This window comes from Nitritalea halalkaliphila LW7, from assembly GCF_000265075.1.
Classification (GTDB): domain Bacteria; phylum Bacteroidota; class Bacteroidia; order Cytophagales; family Cyclobacteriaceae; genus Nitritalea; species Nitritalea halalkaliphila.
Genome location: NZ_AJYA01000009.1, coordinates 86,336 through 105,060 on the forward strand (window position 1 = coordinate 86,336; position 18,725 = coordinate 105,060).

The window sequence follows — 18,725 nt, forward strand, 5'->3', positions numbered from 1 at the left end:
AGGGGTGCTGTAAATTCTGTAATTTTGGGCTTCATGTACAGAAGTAATGGCGATGAGTAAGTTAGAGGGGATTCCCGAAGAAGGTATTCGGATCAACAAGTACCTGAGTGTCATTGGCTACTGCTCCCGGAGAGCAGCCGATGCCTTAATAGCCCAAGAGGCAGTGACGCTAAATGGCAGCGTACCGGAGATGGGCACGAAGGTGATGCCTGGGGATCTGGTGCGCGTTCACGGTAAGCTTGTGGTTCCTCCAAAAGAGGATTTTGTCTATATTCTCTTTAACAAACCGGTAGGCATCGTCTGCACCACAGACACCAAGCGCGAAAAAGATAATATCATCGACTTCATCGGCCATCCCAAACGAATTTTTCACGTAGGCCGCCTGGACAAACCAAGCGAAGGCCTCATTCTCCTAACAAACGATGGGGATATCGTCAATAAAATTCTGCGCGCCAAAAATCACCATGAAAAGGAGTATTTGGTCTGGGTCGATAAGTCTATCCGCGGAGATTTTTTAGCTAAAATGGCTGCTGGTGTACCCATCTTAGATACTGTCACGCGCCCCTGTCAGGTATTCCCCTTAGGCAAGCAGTCCTTTCGCATCATTTTGACCCAAGGGTTAAACCGCCAAATTCGCCGCATGTGTACCGCATTAGGCTATGAGGTGACACGCCTCAAGCGGATTCGCATCATGCACCTACACTTAGACCTGCCCGTGGGCAAATGGCGCGATTTGCGCCCGGATGAGTTGCAGCAACTGCACAGCACGCTGGCCGCATCGGAAAATGCCATCGATTAAGCAGCTGGGATCAGGAGGGAACTGTTTCCTTTTGCGTTTTCCAGTAGTAGAGTGCACTGGAGAGATTGTTCAGGCCATTGGTAATTTGGCGAAGCACATTCGTGCGCGTCGAAATGCCCGCCGCACCCGCAGGTCGCTGTTTGACCCACTCATAGGTTTCCGCTAAGCGCTCTTGGTAATAGCTATCATGTGCAGCAGGCCATGCCGGCAGTGTCTCCACATAGTCGCCCGCCTGGGCATAGGTGCGCATCTCCTGCAGCTGGCGCAGCACAAACTGGCGGCTTTTTTCTAACCATTCCACCTCTTCGGGCTTGGCCGTTTGGTAGAGCTGCTGTACATTTTCTTGAATGTCTTTAAAGGCTTTGGCCGCGAAAACCAAGGAGCGCGTACTCATGATCAGCGTATTGAGTTTGTCCACTTCCTCCTCTTCTAAGGGCATTTCCTGAAGTTCAGAAAAGTACGCGGTGATTTCATCTTCTAGCTGTTTGATTTGCCCGTATAGGGCAAAGGGATCTGCTTCGGTAGCCAAAAGCCGCTTCCAAGTACCGGTTTTGGCACTGGGTGCCCCCGCCTGCATGACCTCACGAATGGATTGTTCGGTTAGCCGATACAAGTGTTGCACCTCGTTCTCTATCGCTTGTAAGGCGACCTCGGGAACCTCTACGGGGACTTTGGGCAGGTGAAGGGCCACCCCCGTGGTGCTGGGCTCGCTAAATCTGCGGTTGAGGAAGCGCTCCATCTGCCCAAGAAGGGGTAGAAAAGCAAAATGCTGATGACATTGATAAGGGTGTTCAGAAATACGAGCTCCATGAGGGGGTCTTGGATGCCTATTTTTAGGCTTAGCGCCACGAGCGGATGGAGGAGTGCAAAACAAAAGATTCCGGCTACGCCCTTGAAAATCAAGTTGCCATAGGACAGACGTTTTTTATCTGCGCTACCGCTAAGGGAGCCGAGCACCAGGGTGCTGCTGGTGCCGATACTTGCCCGATGACCATGGCTACCGCTTGATAGATGTCGATTAGGCCGGCATTTAGCGCGCTGAGGACGATGACGATCATGGCTGAGACTGCTTTGAATCAGGCAGTTACAATCAGGCCAGCCAGTAAAAAGGCCCAAAGCCCAAAGCCCTCTAAGCTGCTGATATCCAAATAGGCCGCATAGTCCTCCATGGTTACTTTCATGTAATCCAATCCTAAAAAGATGAGGCCAAAGCCCATGAGGAAGCCGCCGATACTTTTCAGTAAGGGCCGCTTGGTGAGAAAAAGGGCCGAGAGAATGCCGATGGTTAGCCAGGGGAATGCTAAATCGGCCACGTTAACCTTAAATCCCAGCGTGGCTACGATCCATGCGGTAAAGGTGGTCCCCAGATTAGCGCCGAGCACCACGGATAGTGAATTTTTTAGGCTCATCACCCCACCTCCTAAGAAGGCCAGGACGAGAAGATTCACCAGAGAGGAGCTTTGGAGAATGGCCGTAACGATGGTGCCCACGCTGATGCCTTTCCAGGGCTTGTTGGTAGCGCGCTGGAGGAGACGCTGGAAAGAACGGCCGGTCAAGCCTTTTAGGCCGGCCTCTAGCTGGTGCATACCAAAAAGAAAAATACCTAATCCGGCGGCGAATTTCCAAAACTCAAAATCTGGTGTGGGCATAGTGTGGGGCTAAAACTTCATGTAAAGATAACGATTTCTTCTTTTTGAAAATAGTAGCGAAAGGACGCCTGGGCTTCTCATGGGCAGCATTCGCCGCCCGTTCCGGCTTTTTGTCGGCAGGATTTGGCGGTTAATAGGCAAAATATCAGAGTTTACCTGTATTTTTGTGCTCTTAATCTCTTAAATCGAAACATGACGCCTTCATTACCTGCTGAACTGGAAATACTCTTTGAATCTGGACATGTGCCACCTCCTTACAGCCATGTGTATAGCTTGAAGCTTCGGCCCCAGGATACGGGTATCGCGGTGGACTTTGCGCTGCACTACACACATCGCGATGAGCTCAGCTTAGAGGAGATCATCGATGAGGGGTTTAATGAGGACGATGATTATACCTATTCTGGTACGGTGTCTGTCGTATGGAGAGGGCCTCTGAAGGATCTTTGGAACCATACCGACTGGATGGAGATGAGCTCCTTCGAGGATGGGGGCATCAGCATGCGGATCGAAGAAGGGGAGGAGCGGGTACCCAAGCAGCAGGAAGCATGGTCTTTTCTGGCGCAAGAAATTATCCAAGCCATCTACGAGCAGGCAGGAAAGGAGGCCCCTTTATTTTTGGCCTTCTTAAAGGTAGATAAACAGGGGCCTGTGGAAGTAGAACTACAGCTCTCCTTTGCACAGCGTAAGGCAGAGGCCATGGTGAATGGGCAGCTGGTATCCCTATCTTGGGAGAAAACCAAAAAGCTTTTGACAGATGTGTACCTTCCCGATTACGATTATGAGCATGTGGCCACTAAAAAACCTACTAAGCGCGGCAACTATATTGACTTAGGTGATGGCAACTGGTTCGAGCTAGGAAAAACGGTTCAAAACATTGACAGCAGCTACGATGCCATAGCCGGTATTCGAAAGGGCTTCGAGGCCATCATCGAAAAAGCGAAGTAAGCCAACGAGATGACGAAAGATATAGGGGTGCTCAGACAGCACTTTTTTTAGTGCTTGAACCATTTCCCCCCTTTTTGCCTTAGGTTCCGGCATGCAGTTTTTCTGCTTCTTCGAGTAGCGCAGCCCATAGCGCAGGAAGTCCTGCTGCCTCATTCTGTTCTAATGCCGCATTTGCTGCCTCTGCCAGACGCCCGTAAAAGGCATATTTATTCCCATAGTTGAGTTGTTTACTGAAGATTTCTTTTAGCTGGAAGACTACCCAGCTCAACTCTCGTGCATAGGGTGTCACCACATAGGTAGGAGCACCTCTCCAATCTGATTCGGCCTTCGGGGCTGGTGCTTTAAGCACAAAGGAAACGTCTGCACCACCAAATAGGGGAGACTTTTTCGCCTCTCTTCGCGTAGCGGGCTCTTGCAGCTGCTCACGGAGGGCTTGTAAATTCTTTTGGATTTCGTCCATAGTAGATTAGGGTTGTTTGGTAAGGGGCAAAGCGGCTTTTATTTCGTTTAGCATGGCGGCTAAATCCTCCAGCGTGACTGGCTCTGCAGCTTGCTGCGGACTCGGCAACTGTGTACTGATGTAGGCCTTTGCTTCCCAGACCTCTAAGACATCACTGGCGGGTATTTCATAGGGCTTGTATTGGGGATTATCGGATACCAAGTAAAGCTTCCCGTTTTCCGGGATATAGTTAAACACCCGCTTGTACACGATGCCCTCCTGTCCCGTAATAAGTACATAGGTCTGCCCACTTTTAATGTCCTCTGGGCGCAGGACATAGGCGCCGATAATCAGTGTACCGGGTACTAAGGGGAGCATGCTGTCCCCACTGAGCTCGAAAGCGCGGTAGCTCAAGTCTTTACGGAGGTGCGGGAGTGAAAAGTGATGGAGCTCGCCCATGTACTCGGGATCCGCATAGCCATTCAGGTAGCCAGCAGAGGCCTTTTGGGGTATGAGCGCGATGCGTTCCTCCTCTTCCCGATCCAGTGTGACCGCTAATACCTGCAGGCGCTTTTCCTCGCCCACAGGCTGGCGCTCCAGACTTAAATCCTCTTCGATTAAGCGATCGAGTCGCACCTTAAAATGCTTGGCCAGCTTCTGTAAACCGGCCAGTTTCGGCTCCGAGCGCCCGTCCTCATAGGCGGAGATCATGCTCCGCTGCACCCCGAGGAGTTCCGCCAGCTCCTGCTGTTTCAGCCCCTGCCGTGTACGTAAAAATCGAATATTAACAGCCAAATAACTCATGCTGAGTACATATAAAAACAGTGGTCATCCTGTGCATGCAGAGACAGCGCATGCAGCCCTCTTTGGCGCATGCTACGCTTTAAAATTTCATCGATGATGGCAGAAATCGGCTTGGGTTCATCTAAAAGAAGATACCCGTACCGTGGTCTCCGCGCATCATCGATGTAAAATTTCACCTGCTTCTTTCCTGACTTTAAGTTGCGCTGCTCTAAGCGAATGATTCCATGCTGTTCCATACTTGCTCTCGGTTATCGGTTAAACTTGATGCTACTAAGATAGCAAAGTTGATTTTAATAACCAAGAGATGTTGATAAAAGTAACACGAAGTGTCAGTAATTGTCAGTATTTCTTGCTTAGGCTTCCGTTTAGTGGAATTTCTTCACCTCTTCCGGCGCAGCGACCGTCGCCACATCTTCCTGCAGCTGTCGCGCATAGGTATCCAATAAGTCTAAAACGCGCTCCTGTTTTGGGCTGCGGACGATCAGTCCAGCATGGTAGTCTAAGGGCACCTGAAAGCAGACCTCAGGAGCATCGAAAGCACTCAGATCAGGCTTGGCATACTTGGAAAGCGTCAGCACGATGCCTGCATAGCCTTTTTTGGCCTTGGGCAGGGCATAGGGAATGTCCTTAGCCACCGCATCCTCGATCACGGCCCACTCCTCCCATAAGTTGATTTCCGTAGCTGCCTCCACCATTTCGGCGAGGTGTGCCCCCCCCACTCGGGAGGAGGTCTCCAAGAAATACACTTGGCCATCGGCCTTATTCAATATAAATTCCGTGTGGGCAGCGCCATTTTTAAGTCCAAAGGCCTTTAGCACGGCCTTATTGGCTGCCTTCAGGGCCTTGTCTTCCTCAGAACCGTAGCGGATATTGGCACTGCGGAAAATCCCACCCCCCTGTGAAATTTCCATTGGCGTAGCCAAATAGCGGGAGCAACACACAAATTTCACCTGTCCACCTACCAGCAAGCTATCCACATGGTAGACATCTCCGGGGCGGAAGGCTTCCACCAGGTAGCGAATCCGGTTTTCTCCCAGGCGATGAATTTCTTCCCAGAGCTGCTCGGCGGTATGCACTTTAATGATGCCATTGGCGGAGGCCTCCGACCGCGGCTTAAGTACCCAGGGCCCGGCACCTCGGCGATGTAGGCATTAATCTGCTCATCTACAAAAAGCGGGCTGAAGGCTGGAACACGAATGCCTGCGCTATGGGCCCGCATGCGCATGGCCAGCTTATCTCGGAAGTAGCGCCCGGTGGTCTGCCCCATACCCGGAATGCGGAGATGTTCCCGTAGGTAGGTGGCCTTTTCCACATCGTAATCATCCAGCGCCACGATGGCGTGAATCGGGCTGCGCCGCATCAGGTCTGCCACCCCCAGTAGGAGATGCTCCATGTTCCAGTCCAGGTCTTGACCCGGCATGTAAAAGGTCTCGGCGATGTGCTCATGGGGCCAGTCCGCCTCCCGCAGCTTCTCGGAAGTGATCAGGTAAACGGTATTTCCCAGGCTGCTCAGGCGCCGGAGAAAGGCACTTCCCTTAAAATAATTGGAAATGCAGAGAAAAACATGTTTATTTTCCATGGTCTACGTGGTTTTGGAGTAAGTTGAAGAGCAGGTGCACGCCGAAGCCGGTCGCATGTTTGCTTTTCGCAAAGGCCGAGTCGCCGAAGGCTGTCCCCGCGATGTCCAGATGGGCCCATTTTTCATGCCCCTCCGTAAAGGCCTGTAAAAACTTGGCCGCTGTGATGGCCCCTGCGAAAGGCTTGCCGTGGTAATTTTTAATGTCGGCCATGTCGCTTTCCATTTCCTTTCCATACAGGTCCCACAGCGGGAGGGGCCATACGCGTTCCCCAACGGACATGCCCGCTTCCATCAGGCTGTTTTCTAAGGTCTTATCGGTAGAGAAAAGGGCGGCGCAGGCGTATCCAAAGGTCCCGACGCTGCTGCCCGTGAGGGTGGCCAGATCGATGAGGAGCTCGGGCTGAAAATGCTTTTGCATGTAGTAGAGGCCGTCGGCCAAAATCAGGCGCCCTTCCGCATCGGTATCGATCACTTCGATGGTTTTTCCGGAGTAGCTTCCGATCACATCTGAGGGCAAAAAAGCGCTTGGACCGATGGCATTTTCGACGCAGGGCAGGATGGTGGTGAGTCGAATCGGCAGCGCAGCTGCAGCGGCAGCCTCTAAGGCACCGATCACGGCGGCAGCGCCTCCCATATCGCACTTCATGTGGTGCATGCCAGCTGTTTTAATGTTGTAGCCCCCCGTATCGAAGGTCACCCCTTTACCGACCAGTCCCACATGGATGCGGGCATCGGGATGCACATAGTCCGCGATGATGAAAGCCGGAGGACGTGCACTCCCTTGGCCTACGGCCAAAAATGCCTCCAGACCGATCTCACGGGCCTGTTCGGCATCGAAAACGCGCACTTCGAAGCCATAGTCCTGGCCCAACTGCTGCACCGTTTCGGCCATAAAGGCAGGCGTCACCTGATGGGCAGGCTGGTCGACTAGGGTCAAGCAGCGCTTTTGGCCTTTCCAAATGGCGGCGCTCTGCTGGAGGATTTCTGCGGCCTGCTGGAGCTCAGGGGCGACGAGCTCCAGACTGACCTGGCTGAAATCTACCTGATCTGCTTTGGGCTTTTTATAAAAATCGAGGCGATAGGTACCCATCCAAAGCCCGAGTGCGGCGGCTTGCAGGCTTTCTTCGGTATGGCTGCCGTCGAGGTACAGGGTGACAGGTTCCCGAAAGAAGTCACTTTGCTTCGCGGTTATCTTGCGAAAGCTGCCCTTCATCTCCTCGAAGTTGGCCTTTTCTTTTGGGCCCAGGCCCACTAAAAGGAAAAGCCGATCTCCTTGCGGCAAATGACGAATGGCGCCCACCTCTCCGGTGAACAGTTTTTTCGGTATCGCCTCGCCGCCGTATAGCTCGGGGAGCTGCAGCCCATCGGCCTGCTCGAAGTAGGGGAGGATAATATGCGCAGCGCTGCTGCTTGTGGACATCTGAATCTGCATGGTTAGGGTTTTGCTGTTGGAAAAAAGAGCCACTCGATGGCTTTCGGAAACTCATCGGACCAGTAGGTCTCGCTGTGCTTGCCCATTTCGTTTATGCTCAATTTAATGCGGAGATTTTCCGCCGTATCACTTTGTTTTAAGAGTTTTTTCTTGAATTTTTTGACATGCTTGACCATGGTCTCGCTTTCATCACCGCCGGCATAGAGGTAGATTCGCGTCTCTGGTACCTCGAAAAAGTCCATAAAGCGGAAGCGCATCTTGGGCAGCACCCATAAAGAGGGGGAAAAAATCATCAATTTCCCATACACCTCGGGGTACATTAGGCCGGAAAAGATGCTGACCAGCCCGCCCATGGAACTGCCCCCGATGCCGGTATGTTCCCGGTCGGGTAGCGTGCGGAAATGTTTGTCCACGAAGGGTTTTAGGGTATCGGTCATAAACCGAATGTACTGCTTGCCCTGCCCTTCACCGAGCAGGGTCTTGCCCACATTATACTCGATGATGCGCTCCTTTTCTGCATGCTCGATGGCGATAACGATCAGTTTGCCGATGCCATAGTAAGACATCACCGCTAGCTTCTTGTCGATTTGCCAGTTGCCATAGGCAGCATTTTCATTAAACAGGTTTTGGGCATCCTGCAGATACAGCACCGGGTAGTGCGTGTCCGTTTCGTGGTAGTCATGCGGCAGGAGCGCCCAGACCTTTCGCTTTTTATTCAGCTGGGGGATTTCGAATTCCTCTGAAATCAAGTGCACCTTTGGCAGATGCTCCGGCTGAAAAGGCAGCCAGTTGCGGCGCCAGCGCGGCACATGCTCCTGGCGCGTGCCGCTCGGTTCGGCACAAGAGCGGTTTGGCGTCTTGTTGCCATAGCGGTCGATTTCCACCTCCGACCAGTCGCCTTTTGTAAACTTGTAGAGTAGCGGGCTGGGCAGGGGAAAGCCCTCTGGAAATCGGTACACATAGCTGCCCTCCGCTTCCCGCTGCATGCGAAAGCGCAAGTCCTGCGTCGCCCAGTCGTTAAAATTTCCTGCGATAAACACGGGACGCTCATCGTCTTCGTCGGTTGTTAGCCGAATCACGAATCCTGTCTCCTCCACCTCGCTCACCTGCATCGCTTGCTGTTCCATAGGGGTTTACCAACGTACCGGCGACAGACGCGCCTCAGGGGTTTTGATTTTAATAAATGCCTCACCTTCCTTAGCGTGGCAGGCGTTACAGGCAGACGTAAAGCTTTGGAATCCTTTTAGAAAGGCCTCCTTATCTTCCCCTGCGATGAGGCTTCCATCTCGGGGATATTGACTTCCATAAAATCCTCCGCTGAGGCTGCACGTAGCGGGCGGCGCTTCAGGCCCAGCTCGATCGCCTCCTCCAGATGCTCCAGCTGATGCTCGGCATAGCCCCAGTTCTCATCCATGGCTGCCCAGTACAGTTCGCTGTAGCGGTAGGAAACCTCCACCATGGTCGTGGAGAAGCCTTGAAGCTGCTCGGCTACTTCTTCGAATTTTTCCTCCGTAGTTCCTGAAAGCCAGCCATCTAATCCTACGGCACTGGATTTTTCTTCTGAGGAGGATTGGCTACAGCTCGCGGCCAGTAGGAGGGCAGCAGCCCAGGCAGTTAAGGTGAAATGCTTCATAGTTTCTGGTAATTAGGTGTTTTTTAATTGTAAGGTATGTACCGCCATAAGCGCGGCCGTTTCGGTGCGCAGGCGATAAGGACCGAGTGCGCAGGGCAGAAAACCGGCAGCCTTCGCGGCGGTAATCTCCCGCGTAGAGAAGTCCCCTTCTGGGCCAATTAGCAGGAGGTACTGCGCGTTTTTTGGGGCGAGCCCAAAGAGCCCTTCCCGCTCCTGCTCGGATACGTAGGCGATAAAGCGGGCATGGTCCTGAAAGCGGGCATCTGTGAGCAGCGCATCGAAGGAAATGCCCGTTTCGAGGGTTGGCAGGTAAAATTTATGGCTTTGTTTGGCGGCCGCCAAAATCTTTTTCTCCAGCCGATCCTCTTTCAGGTAGCTTTTTTCACTGTGGTCGGTCTGCATGAGCAGCACCTGATCCACGCCCACCTCTGTGGCTTTTTCCAGGAACCACTCGATGCGGTCTTGGTTCTTCGTGGGAGCGAGGGCTACGGTGATATGAAAGTCCGGTCGCTTTACCTGCTCCACTTCCAGCACTTCGAGCTCGGCCTGCTTAAAATGATCCACGACGATGCGTGCCTGTGCCTTCAGGCCTCTGCCATCCGTGGCGAAAACTGTGTCACCGATTTGTTTCCGCAAAACCTTAATCAGATGCTTGGACTCTTCTGCTGAAAGCTGGACCCGCTGCCCTGCGGTGATCGAATCAAAATAAAAAAGCTGCATATTGCCCGTCTATCGATTTAGCTAAAGGTACTTATTTCTTGTGAAAATTGCCGAAAAAAAGGCGGAAATTCCGCCTGTGTTACATGTGAGTGCCTGGTTTTTCGCTGCGCAGCTTATGTGTTTTCGGGTCATACATGCCATCGAGGTCGTCGATTTTCGAGCGGGACCAGAGCTTGGTGCCCACGAAGTAAGAGGCCCTGCCGATCATGTGTGCTCCTACCGGAGCGGTGAGCAGCATAAAGACGATGATGGCGATGGTACGTGCCGTGATGGCGATGTCATCGAAGTAGACGGCTGCGGCGATCAGGATCAAACCGATGCCCAGCGTGGCGGCCTTCGTGGTCACAGAGATGCGCAGGTAGATGTCCGGCATTTTCACCACCCCTACGGCGGCCAGGAAGATAAAGATGGCCCCTAAGCTGGCCAGTATCATGATTATAATGTCAGTCATTTCGTTCTCTTTTTTCTAAGTAATAGGCGAAGGCCACGGTCCCTAAAAAGGCGATCAGGGCCATGATCATCGCGATGTCCAGGAAGGTGGGCTGGTTGGTTCGAATGCTGTAAATGGCGATGATTCCGATGCCGGTCGTCAGCATCAGATCCAGGGCCACCACACGATCCGGTAGCTTCGGCCCGAGCAGGAAGCGCACAAACATGATGATAACGGAGACCGCTAAAATCGGGAGGATAATATAGTAGAGGTAGTCAGAAAGATTCATCGCGTAATTTCTAAGAGTCTGCGTTCGAAACCATTTTTGATGTCCGCGATAAATGCTTCGCGGTCTTTAACGTACATGGCATGCACATAGAGCACCTTTTTGTCCTCAGACACATCCAGGCTCAGCGTCCCAGGGGTGAGCGTGATCAAGTTGGCCAGCAGGGTAATTTCCAGGTCTGTTTTCGCATCCAGTGGGATCTGTATGATGCCCGGCTGCATGTAGTGTTTGGGGGTGATGACATCGTAGGCCACCTCGATATTGGCTTTGATCAGCTCCTTCAGGAAGAAGAAGATGAAAGCGATAATTTTCGGGCCGCGCAGGAAGTAGGCATTTTCCTGCCGGTCGGTGCTCACGATCCAGAGCAGGCCGAAGGCCAAAAGGAAGCCAAAGAGGAAGTTTTCCACACTGAATGTTCCCGTGATGGCCACCCAGATGAAGGAAAGGAGCAGGTTACTTAAAAATCGGTTCTTAATCATGTGTGTGCATCATTTAGTTCCTAAAACGGCTTGGATATAGCCTGAAGGCTCCATTAAATCACTGGCGATACGCTCGGAGAGCAGCACGATATGTTCCGCCATCAGCCCGATGTACAGGGAAACGGCGGCCAAAACGATGACGGGCACCACCATGGCGACGCGCTTGATCGGCTTTAGTTCATAGAAATACTTCACCGCGATCTTTTTAGGCAGGTCCACGGCTTCTTTCCAGAAGACCTCTGACCAGACCTTTGCGATAGCAAAGAGAGTCAAAAAGCTCCCCAGCACGATCATGCCCGCCAGCACATAGGAACCACTTAGGTAGCCACCTTGAATCAATCCTACCTTCGCCCAAAAGCCCGAAAGAGGAGGAATCCCCACCAAGGAAAAGAGCGGTATGGCCATGAGCAGGCTGAGCTTGGGATATTTTTTTATACATGCCCCCTAGCTTTTGGATGTTTAGCGTGCCTGTGAGCTTAAAAATAATGCCTGCCAGAAGAAAGAGGTTGGTCTTAACCACGATATCATGCACCAAATAAAACAGGGTTCCCGAGAGGGCCAGCTCTGTGTACATGGCCAGGCCGGCGATGAGGAAGCCGATATGGCAAATGATCAGGTAGGAGAAAATCTTGCGCATATTGCTTTGGAGCAGCGCTCCCAGTCCGCCCGAGAGAATGGTAAGCCCCGCCATCACGCTGAGTAAATCGGAGAGGAAATCGTCGGGGATAAAGATAAGCGTAAAGATGCGCAGCATGGCATAGACGCCCACCTTCGTCAGGAGCCCTCCGAAGATGGCTGAGATGGCCGGAGGAGGGGTGTGGTAGGAGGCAGGTAGCCAAAAGTAAAGCGGGAAGACGGCGGACTTGATACCGAAACCTACTAAGAATAAGATGGCGGTGACATGGACGAGATTACGGTTTTCGATCGCTGCCACCTGTCCGGATAGATCGGCCATGTTTAGCGAGCCCGCCAAGCCGTATAAAATAGCGATGGCGGTCAGGAAGATGGCCGATGCCAAAAGGTTCATCGTCACGTACTTGATCGAGCCTTCGATCTGGGCTTTTTCGCCACCAATGGTGATCAAAACAAAGGAGGCGATGATGATGATCTCAAACCACACGTATAGGTTGAAGATGTCTCCTGTTAAGAAGGCGCCATTTAATCCCATGAGCAGGAAGTGCAGGATGGGCAGGAAGCCAAATTTAAGACGGGCATTTCGGATGCTGCCTGTGGAGAATACAGCCACGGCCAGGCCCGAAAGGGTGGTGAGCAGCACCATGGTGGCGCTGAGCAGGTCTGCCACGAAGGTGATGCCAAAGGGAGCGGCCCAGCTGCCAGCCTGCATGGTTTGAATGCCCTGTCCATACACCTGATAAAAGAGGTGGATGGCGATCCCCATGCTGATCAGCGAGCCGATAATGCTAATGAGGCGCTGCGTGTTCACCTTCGCCCAGAAGAACAGGAGAATCACTGCGGTGAGCAGTTGAAAAAGAACCGGTAAAACGATGTAAGGGTTAGTCATAAATCTCGTCCGTGGAATTTAAGGCGTCTAAATCGTCGGTTTTCACCACTTTATAGGCGCGCTTCACCAAAATAATAGCAAAAGACTGTAGGCCAAAGGAAATCACGATGGCCGTCAAAATGAGGGCTTGCGGCACGGGGTCGGCATAGATGTCCTGAAAGACCTTTTCGGCGCTATCGATAATTGGGGGCTTGCCTTTTACGATTCGCCCGAGAAGGAAAATCAGCATATTGGCTCCATTTCCCAGCAGGATGAGGCCGATAATCATTTTAACCATACTGCGGCGCAGCATCATGTAGATGCCGGAGGCGTACAGCAGGCCTATGAGGATGACAAGGATCAGTTCCATAGTGACTTATAGCGTTTCAGAAATAGTGAAGATGATGGTAAGCGTCACGCCGATAACCACCAGATACACCCCCAGGTCGAAGAAGAGCGCGCTGCCCACCATGCCGATCACGGGCACGGGATTCTCGAACCAAAGCCCGGTCATAAAGGTTTCACCGATGAACAGGGGCGATGCGCCTGCGAGGATAGCCAGTAACAGGCCCACTGGCATAAGAAAGCCGGGATGCATCTTGATCAGGTGCTTGGTTTCTTCTAATCCATTCGCGAATGAGTGAATTACAAAGGCGATGCTGGCGATCAGTCCACCCACAAAGCCCCCTCCAGGGAGATAGTGCCCGCGCAGCAAGATAAAGACCGAAAAAAGCACTAAAAGCGGGAGTAAGTAGCCGGAGGCAGTTTTAAAGATTAATGTTTTCATAAACGAATAGGCTTATTCTTTTTCGATACTTTTCAGACGTAGTTTCAGCAGGGAAAAGACGCCGATGGCGGCGATCGCCAGTACGATGATTTCTACCATCGTATCGAAGCCCCTGAAATCAACTAAGATGACATTGACCACATTTTTTCCTTTCGCCAGCACATAGGCATTATCGGCGTAGTAGGTGGATGTTTCGCGGTTTATCGGCTCATTTAGCACTTCCAGTGTGGTCAGGGCGATCAGCGTGCCGAAAAACAGGGCCAAAATCCCATCACGCACACGTAGGGCCTTGCTGGAGATGGTATTGTATTTCGGGAGGTTGTAAATCACCAGCACGAAAAGAATGACCGTCAGCGTATCAATGCTAAACTGCGTCATGGCCAAATCTGGTGCCGAGTAGAAGAGGAAAATCATACAGATAGAGAAGCCCATCACCCTAAGGAGGCCACTGCCACGAGGCGGGAGGTGGAAAATACCGCAAATACAATGGAGACAAACATAACCACCGTGATAATCACCTCATAAAGCGTCATTTCGGTTAGATCTTCTGTGCTCACGACCAGCTTGGCCCCCTCGAACAGCCTCCAGGCGAGTAGCACCGTGAGGAATACCATGATGGTGAGCAGGTAGTTGCGCAAATAACCGTTTTGGAAAAAGGTCGTCCAGGCTTTTGCGAGGCGTAAGAATCCTTTGCCGAAAGCCAATACCAACTGCATGGGAGAGGCCCCTTCAAACCGCGTAGCTTTCTGCAATAGGCTTTCGGAAGGCTTGAGGACGAAGTAGAGGCCCGTTCCGGTAGCTAGCGTGGCTAAACTCCAGACCAGCACCGTATTAAAGCCATGCCAAAGCTTCAGGTGTGCGCCCTCGGTTCCCGGCAGCATGCTGGCCAGCACGGGGGACACCAGGCTATCCTCCAGCAGCCTGGCGCTAGGCCGAAGAGTAGGCCGAGGGAGGCCAGCAGCAGGGGCGGTACCCACATCAGCGGGCTCGGAAGGTGCACCTTTTCATAGGCTTTTGGCAGGGGACCTGCAAAGGGCTTGAGGCCGACCAGAAGCCCTGCAAAGAGCAGGCAGGCATTCGTTAGGAAGGCTAAGCCGGTTAAAAGGGTGCCATAGGAGCCAGGTGTAAGGTAGCCTCATAGATCAGGTCCTTGCCGATAAAGCCGAAGAAGGGAGGGGCTCCTGCATTGGAAAGCGCTGCTAAGAGGCCCGCAATGGCGACAGGGAAGAGGACTTTGCGCAAGCCCCCCAAAACAGATACGTCACGGGTTCCCGTCTCATGGTCGACGATGCCGGTGATCAGGAATAGGGTGGCCTTATAGAGGCATGCACGAGGATAAAGACGCCTGCAGCGAGCAGGGCTTCCTCGGTGCCAAGGCCGATCAGGAAGACTAAAACCCCTAGTGCCGAGATGGTGGAGTAGGCTAAAATGCCTTTCATGTCCATGCGGAAGAGGGCGTGGATGGCCGCATAGACCATGGTAATGGAGCCGATAAGAATGAGCGGGGTGTTCCAGTAGGCATGGTCGCCCAGAACAGGGGTGAAGCGTGCCAGCAGGTAAACGCCAGCTTTTACCATGGTGGCGGAGTGCAGGTAGGTACTTACGGGCGTGGGGGCTTTCATGGCGCCGGGCAACCAAAAATGGAAGGGGAACTGGGCCGATTTGGTGCAGGCGCCCACGAGGAGGAGGGCCACCATCCAGCCGTACCAGGCATGACCTTTTAGAAGCTCGCTGGAACTGATAAGCTCTTGGATGCTGTATGTTTCACCCACGGCACCGATCAGTAAGACGCCTGCCAGCAAGAAGAGTCCGCCTAGGCCTGTAATGCTGAGAGCCAGTCGTGCGGATGCGCGGGACTTGGGGTCCTCATTATTAAATCCGATTAGGAAGAAGGAGCTGATACTGGTCAGCTCCCAGAAGATGAACAGCGTGAGGATGTTATCGCTGAGCACGAGGCCTAACATGGCGGCCATGAACATGCTCAGGTAACCGTAAAATCGTTCTAAATAAGGATGACCTTTTAAATAGGCGGCGGTGTAGAGAAACACCAGCGTTCCGATTCCTGTTATCAGAAGTGTAAAAAGCAGGGAGAGGCCGTCGAGGTGGAAGTCGAAATTAATTCCCAAGGAAGGTACCCAGGAGTAGCTGACGGTGTAGCCACTATCTATGCTCACCTGCCCGATGAAGCTGGCGAAATAACCTAGCAGTCCGAGGGGTAAGAGAGGGAATAAGCGTGCACCCTTATCGCGCAGAAAGCGGCTGAAAAAGGGAATGAGAGCGGCCACCAAAAAGCCCGCTAAAACGGCAAAGATCATAAGTGTACGGCGTTCAATCTTCGAAACGAAAGGCCTAAAGTACGCAAATTTTTAGAATTGTAGCGCTAACAGGCAGAAGATGTACGTTATAGAATCGTTAAAATTATCGGCAATTACGTTATAGGGACAAAATTTCTTAGATAAAAGTTTACAGACTTTTAATAATTTTTAGGCCAACGGCTGCACATAGCAGAAAATGAAGAGGATATGTTTTCCCCCATCTTTTTGATAGGCGGAGCATGTTTTCTGCTGCTGATTTCCGAACAATTTTCGGTTTTATCCGTGTAAATTTGAGAATAGTTAAAAATATTCGATCATTTTTGCCTAAATTGTAATCACTACACAACAAACCTATTATGTCTACAATTTATCAGACCGAAGTCGCAAAGCGATTTACGATTTACAACAGTCTTTTCTTGGACTTGCCTTTCAGTGACATTTACCGTACGGGGACTTTGCTGCCTGTACTGGCGACTCGCTGTAAGGAGGGTCTTGAGGCGGGACAGACGCCGAAAGCGATCATCCAGCAGTTTTTCGAAGAGCTCATGAAGGAGAGGAGTAAGGAGGAGCGGGATCAGCTGCTTTTTCACATGGTGCAGTATGTTGAGCGGCAGGTCGTACTTTTCGACTCCATAGAAGATGCTGCTTTCGATAAGGTAAATGATGTAAAGGGAAAAGGAACACTTTCTGCGCTGATCACCAGGGTGGATAACGACAACAAGCGACAGGCGCTGATCGATAAATTGAATAATTTTTCTGTGCGGCTGACCTTGACGGCGCACCCGACACAGTTTTATCCGGGGAATGTCTTGGGGATTATGACAGACATGGAGCAGGCCATCCGTGCGAATGATCTGGGCACTATCAATACGCTCCTGCAGCAGCTGGGCAAGACCGGATTTATCAATAGGGAAAAGCCGACGCCTTTCGACGAGGCAGTCAGTTTAATTTGGTACTTAGAAAACGTTTTTTATCCTTCTATAAGCGATATTTTAACCCGCATGCTACGTGCGCTCGATATTCCGCTGCATGAGTGGAAGAATACGGGACTCCTGCGCATCGGTTTTTGGCCGGGGGGTGATCGGGATGGGAATCCCTATGTCACGCATGACATCACGCAGAAGGTGGCAGAGCGGCTGCATCGCTGGGTGCTGCGCAACTATTACCGGGATATCCGAAAGGTGCGACGCCGCTTGACCTTTAAAGGGGTAGAGCATTTGCTGCTCGGTATTGAGCGCAAGCTATACAGCACCCTTTTTGAGGCCACACCCATCTACTTGCATGCGGAGGAGTTGATTGAGGATCTTTTGGCGGTACGCCAAATCGTCATGGAGCAGCACGAGGGCCTATTCGTGGAGCATCTAGACGAATTTATCTTGAAAGTACGGGTTTTCGGCTTTCATTTCGCGACTATGGATGTCCGACAAGATAGTCGTAAGCATGATGGGCTCTGGCAGGAGATTATTGGCTTGCAGCTGGGTGAAGAGAAACTGGCTGCTTATCAGGCGGGCACGGAGGAAGAGAAACTGGCTATCGTCCGCGAGGTAGACAGTTTGCCCGCTATCGAGCAGCTGCAGGATCCTTTCCACCAGGAGATGCTCGCCTGCTTCGATGCTATCGCCTATGTGCAGGATTTTAATGGGGAGGCGGGCCTGCATCGCTACATCATTTCGAACTGTCAGTCCCTGCTGCACATCATGCAGGTGTTTTACTTAGCCAAGCTGACTCTGTGTAAGGAGGGCAAGCCACTCACCTTGGATATTGTGCCCCTGTTCGAGACCATCGATGATCTCCGAAATGCTCCGGGGATTATGCAAACGATCTATTCGGATGCCGTCTATGCGGCCCATTTGCGCGAGCGCAATAAAAAACAAACCATCATGCTGGGCTTTTCTGATGGCACGAAGGATGGGGGTTACATTAAGGCCAACTGGGCGATTTTACGGGCCAAGGAGGAGCTGACGGCCATCTCTCGGCAGGAGGAAATCGCCGTGGTTTTCTTCGACGGTAGGGGTGGGCCTCCAGCACGTGGCGGGGGGAATATGCATAACTTCTATGCCTCTCTCGGGAAGCGTGTGGAAAATCGCGAGATTCAAGTGACGATTCAGGGGCAGACGATTTCGGCTAACTATGGCAAAATCGCCTCCTGTACCTATAATTTGGAGCAGCTGCTCTGTGCGGGAGTGGAAGCGGACCTCTATCCGAGTGATGAGAAATGCCTAAACGATGCGCAGCGTGCGCTCATCGATGAGCTGGCGGATGTGGGCTATGCCCATTATAAGGAATTTAAAAAGCATCCTATGTTCGTGCCTTACTTGGAGCATGTGACACCGCTCAAGTATTTTGGCAAAACCAATGTAGGTTCTCGTCCACTGAAGCGCGGGCAGGGCGGTGGCCTGAAGTTCGAGGACCTGCGCGCCATCCCTTTTGTAGGCAGCTGGTCGCAGATGAAGCAAAACATTCCAGGTTTTTATGGCGTCGGAAAGGCACTGGAAGCCTGTAAAGCTGCGGGCAAGTGGGAAGAGGTGAAAAAACTGTATCGAGACAGCTTGTTTTTCCGCTCGCTGATGGGCAATTCTATGCAGTCACTGGCCAAGTCTTACTATCCGGCAACGGCCTACCTGAAGGAGCACCCCGAGTATGGGCCTTTCTGGGAGCTGATGAAAACGGAGTACGAGCGTACCGTGGAGCAGCTGACTGCATTAGCCGATATGGAGAGTCTGTTAGAGGATGCGCCGGTATCCAAGCAGTCGATTCGCATCCGTGAGCGTATCGTGCTGCCGCTGATCACGATTCAGCAGTATGCGATACAGAGCATGCTGGAGTCTGGTGAGGAGGACCCTGTGCTGCAGAAGCTAATCCTGCGCACGATGTTTGGTATTATCAATGCAGCTCGAAATGCAGCATAAACGAGTATGATTAGCTAG

General features: G+C 52.1%; 23 protein-coding genes and 3 pseudogenes. 3 read left to right on the forward strand and 23 right to left on the reverse strand.

From position 1 onward, the window contains the following. The first annotated feature begins 46 nt into the window (after positions 1–46). Entirely contained in the window at positions 47–799 is a 753-nt protein-coding gene (locus tag A3SI_RS03955; protein ID WP_009053742.1) for a pseudouridine synthase, read from the forward strand. 10 nt (positions 800–809) lie between these two features. Here the strand turns inward: A3SI_RS03955 and A3SI_RS17095 are convergent, their stop codons facing one another. From A3SI_RS17095 to A3SI_RS17100, 3 genes are all read right to left on the reverse strand, one after another. Continuing rightward, positions 810–1,538 carry a hypothetical protein gene (locus tag A3SI_RS17095; protein ID WP_050977364.1) on the reverse strand — a complete coding sequence of 243 codons (729 nt, stop codon included), beginning with the start codon at positions 1,536–1,538 and terminating at the stop codon, positions 810–812. Between the two features lie 160 nt (positions 1,539–1,698). Beyond that, the gene (locus A3SI_RS18780) at positions 1,699–1,857 is read right to left on the reverse strand and encodes a hypothetical protein (RefSeq protein ID WP_156810156.1); all 159 of its coding nucleotides are present in this window, start codon (positions 1,855–1,857) and stop codon (positions 1,699–1,701) included. Positions 1,858–1,875: 18 nt separating this feature from the next. Next, positions 1,876–2,448 (reverse strand): Na/Pi symporter, encoded by a 573-nt coding sequence (locus A3SI_RS17100; RefSeq protein WP_009053743.1) that lies wholly within the window; start codon positions 2,446–2,448, stop codon positions 1,876–1,878. 192 nt (positions 2,449–2,640) lie between these two features. Here A3SI_RS17100 and A3SI_RS03965 point away from each other — a divergent pair, with 192 nt between their 5' ends. Then, positions 2,641–3,393, forward strand: a complete 753-nt coding sequence (locus A3SI_RS03965) for a hypothetical protein (RefSeq protein WP_009053744.1) — start codon at positions 2,641–2,643, stop codon at positions 3,391–3,393. 79 nt (positions 3,394–3,472) lie between these two features. Here A3SI_RS03965 and A3SI_RS03970 read toward each other — a convergent pair whose 3' ends face one another. From A3SI_RS03970 to A3SI_RS20185, 20 genes and pseudogenes are all read right to left on the reverse strand, one after another. After that, positions 3,473–3,853 (reverse strand): hypothetical protein, encoded by a 381-nt coding sequence (locus tag A3SI_RS03970; protein ID WP_009053745.1) that lies wholly within the window; start codon positions 3,851–3,853, stop codon positions 3,473–3,475. A 6-nt stretch (positions 3,854–3,859) separates the two neighbouring features. Then, on the reverse strand, positions 3,860–4,636 hold the full coding sequence (locus tag A3SI_RS03975; RefSeq protein ID WP_009053746.1) for an XRE family transcriptional regulator: 777 nt from the start codon (positions 4,634–4,636) through the stop codon (positions 3,860–3,862). Beyond that, positions 4,633–4,872 carry a hypothetical protein gene (locus A3SI_RS03980; RefSeq protein WP_009053747.1) on the reverse strand — a complete coding sequence of 80 codons (240 nt, stop codon included), beginning with the start codon at positions 4,870–4,872 and terminating at the stop codon, positions 4,633–4,635. Before A3SI_RS03980 ends, A3SI_RS03975 begins: the two co-directional genes overlap by 4 nt. A 129-nt stretch (positions 4,873–5,001) precedes the next feature. Next, a complete protein-coding gene (locus tag A3SI_RS22130) occupies positions 5,002–5,712 on the reverse strand; it encodes an ATP-grasp domain-containing protein (RefSeq protein WP_316929063.1) in 711 nt (236 codons plus the stop codon). Beyond that, a complete protein-coding gene (locus tag A3SI_RS22135) occupies positions 5,595–6,215 on the reverse strand; it encodes an ATP-grasp domain-containing protein (protein ID WP_316929064.1) in 621 nt (206 codons plus the stop codon). Before A3SI_RS22135 ends, A3SI_RS22130 begins: the two co-directional genes overlap by 118 nt. Beyond that, positions 6,205–7,647, reverse strand: a complete 1,443-nt coding sequence (locus A3SI_RS03990) for a leucyl aminopeptidase family protein (protein WP_009053748.1) — start codon at positions 7,645–7,647, stop codon at positions 6,205–6,207. The genes A3SI_RS22135 and A3SI_RS03990 overlap by 11 nt, the downstream gene beginning before the upstream one ends. Positions 7,648–7,649: 2 nt before the next feature. Continuing rightward, on the reverse strand, positions 7,650–8,774 hold the full coding sequence (locus A3SI_RS03995) for an alpha/beta hydrolase (RefSeq protein ID WP_009053749.1): 1,125 nt from the start codon (positions 8,772–8,774) through the stop codon (positions 7,650–7,652). Between the two features lie 116 nt (positions 8,775–8,890). Then, positions 8,891–9,280 carry a hypothetical protein gene (locus A3SI_RS04000; protein WP_009053750.1) on the reverse strand — a complete coding sequence of 130 codons (390 nt, stop codon included), beginning with the start codon at positions 9,278–9,280 and terminating at the stop codon, positions 8,891–8,893. A gap of 12 nt (positions 9,281–9,292) precedes the next feature. After that, positions 9,293–10,000, reverse strand: coding sequence for an RsmE family RNA methyltransferase (locus A3SI_RS04005; protein WP_009053751.1), 708 nt, complete (start codon positions 9,998–10,000; stop codon positions 9,293–9,295). A gap of 79 nt (positions 10,001–10,079) precedes the next feature. Continuing rightward, positions 10,080–10,451 carry a monovalent cation/H(+) antiporter subunit G gene (mnhG, locus tag A3SI_RS04010; protein ID WP_009053752.1) on the reverse strand — a complete coding sequence of 124 codons (372 nt, stop codon included), beginning with the start codon at positions 10,449–10,451 and terminating at the stop codon, positions 10,080–10,082. Next, positions 10,444–10,719: a cation:proton antiporter gene (locus tag A3SI_RS04015; protein WP_009053753.1), complete on the reverse strand. Its 276-nt coding sequence runs from the start codon at positions 10,717–10,719 to the stop codon at positions 10,444–10,446. Before A3SI_RS04015 ends, mnhG begins: the two co-directional genes overlap by 8 nt. Then, complete coding sequence (locus tag A3SI_RS04020; protein WP_009053754.1) at positions 10,716–11,195, reverse strand: Na+/H+ antiporter subunit E; 480 nt, start codon at positions 11,193–11,195, stop codon at positions 10,716–10,718. The genes A3SI_RS04015 and A3SI_RS04020 overlap by 4 nt, the downstream gene beginning before the upstream one ends. Positions 11,196–11,204: 9 nt before the next feature. Then, on the reverse strand, positions 11,205–11,414 hold the full coding sequence (locus A3SI_RS22140; RefSeq protein ID WP_316929066.1) for a hypothetical protein: 210 nt from the start codon (positions 11,412–11,414) through the stop codon (positions 11,205–11,207). Between the two features lie 108 nt (positions 11,415–11,522). Continuing rightward, positions 11,523–11,600 (reverse strand): annotated as a pseudogene (locus A3SI_RS22145) (hypothetical protein); the annotation flags it as partial. A gap of 82 nt (positions 11,601–11,682) precedes the next feature. Continuing rightward, positions 11,683–12,717 (reverse strand): annotated as a pseudogene (locus tag A3SI_RS04025) (proton-conducting transporter transmembrane domain-containing protein); the annotation flags it as partial. Then, positions 12,710–13,066: a Na+/H+ antiporter subunit C gene (locus tag A3SI_RS04030; RefSeq protein WP_009053755.1), complete on the reverse strand. Its 357-nt coding sequence runs from the start codon at positions 13,064–13,066 to the stop codon at positions 12,710–12,712. The pseudogene A3SI_RS04025 and the gene A3SI_RS04030, both read right to left, overlap by 8 nt. Before the next feature lie 6 nt (positions 13,067–13,072). Further along, entirely contained in the window at positions 13,073–13,483 is a 411-nt protein-coding gene (locus tag A3SI_RS04035; protein ID WP_009053756.1) for a Na+/H+ antiporter subunit B, read from the reverse strand. A gap of 12 nt (positions 13,484–13,495) precedes the next feature. Beyond that, a complete protein-coding gene (gene mbhE / locus A3SI_RS20170; protein WP_238531584.1) occupies positions 13,496–13,897 on the reverse strand; it encodes a hydrogen gas-evolving membrane-bound hydrogenase subunit E in 402 nt (133 codons plus the stop codon). 17 nt (positions 13,898–13,914) lie between these two features. Next, the gene (locus A3SI_RS20175; RefSeq protein WP_238531585.1) at positions 13,915–14,460 is read right to left on the reverse strand and encodes a hypothetical protein; all 546 of its coding nucleotides are present in this window, start codon (positions 14,458–14,460) and stop codon (positions 13,915–13,917) included. 121 nt (positions 14,461–14,581) lie between these two features. Then, positions 14,582–15,798, reverse strand: a pseudogene (locus tag A3SI_RS20185) (proton-conducting transporter transmembrane domain-containing protein). A gap of 356 nt (positions 15,799–16,154) precedes the next feature. Here A3SI_RS20185 and A3SI_RS04045 point away from each other — a divergent pair. Further along, a complete protein-coding gene (locus tag A3SI_RS04045; RefSeq protein WP_009053757.1) occupies positions 16,155–18,707 on the forward strand; it encodes a phosphoenolpyruvate carboxylase in 2,553 nt (850 codons plus the stop codon). Positions 18,708–18,725: the final 18 nt, after the last annotated feature.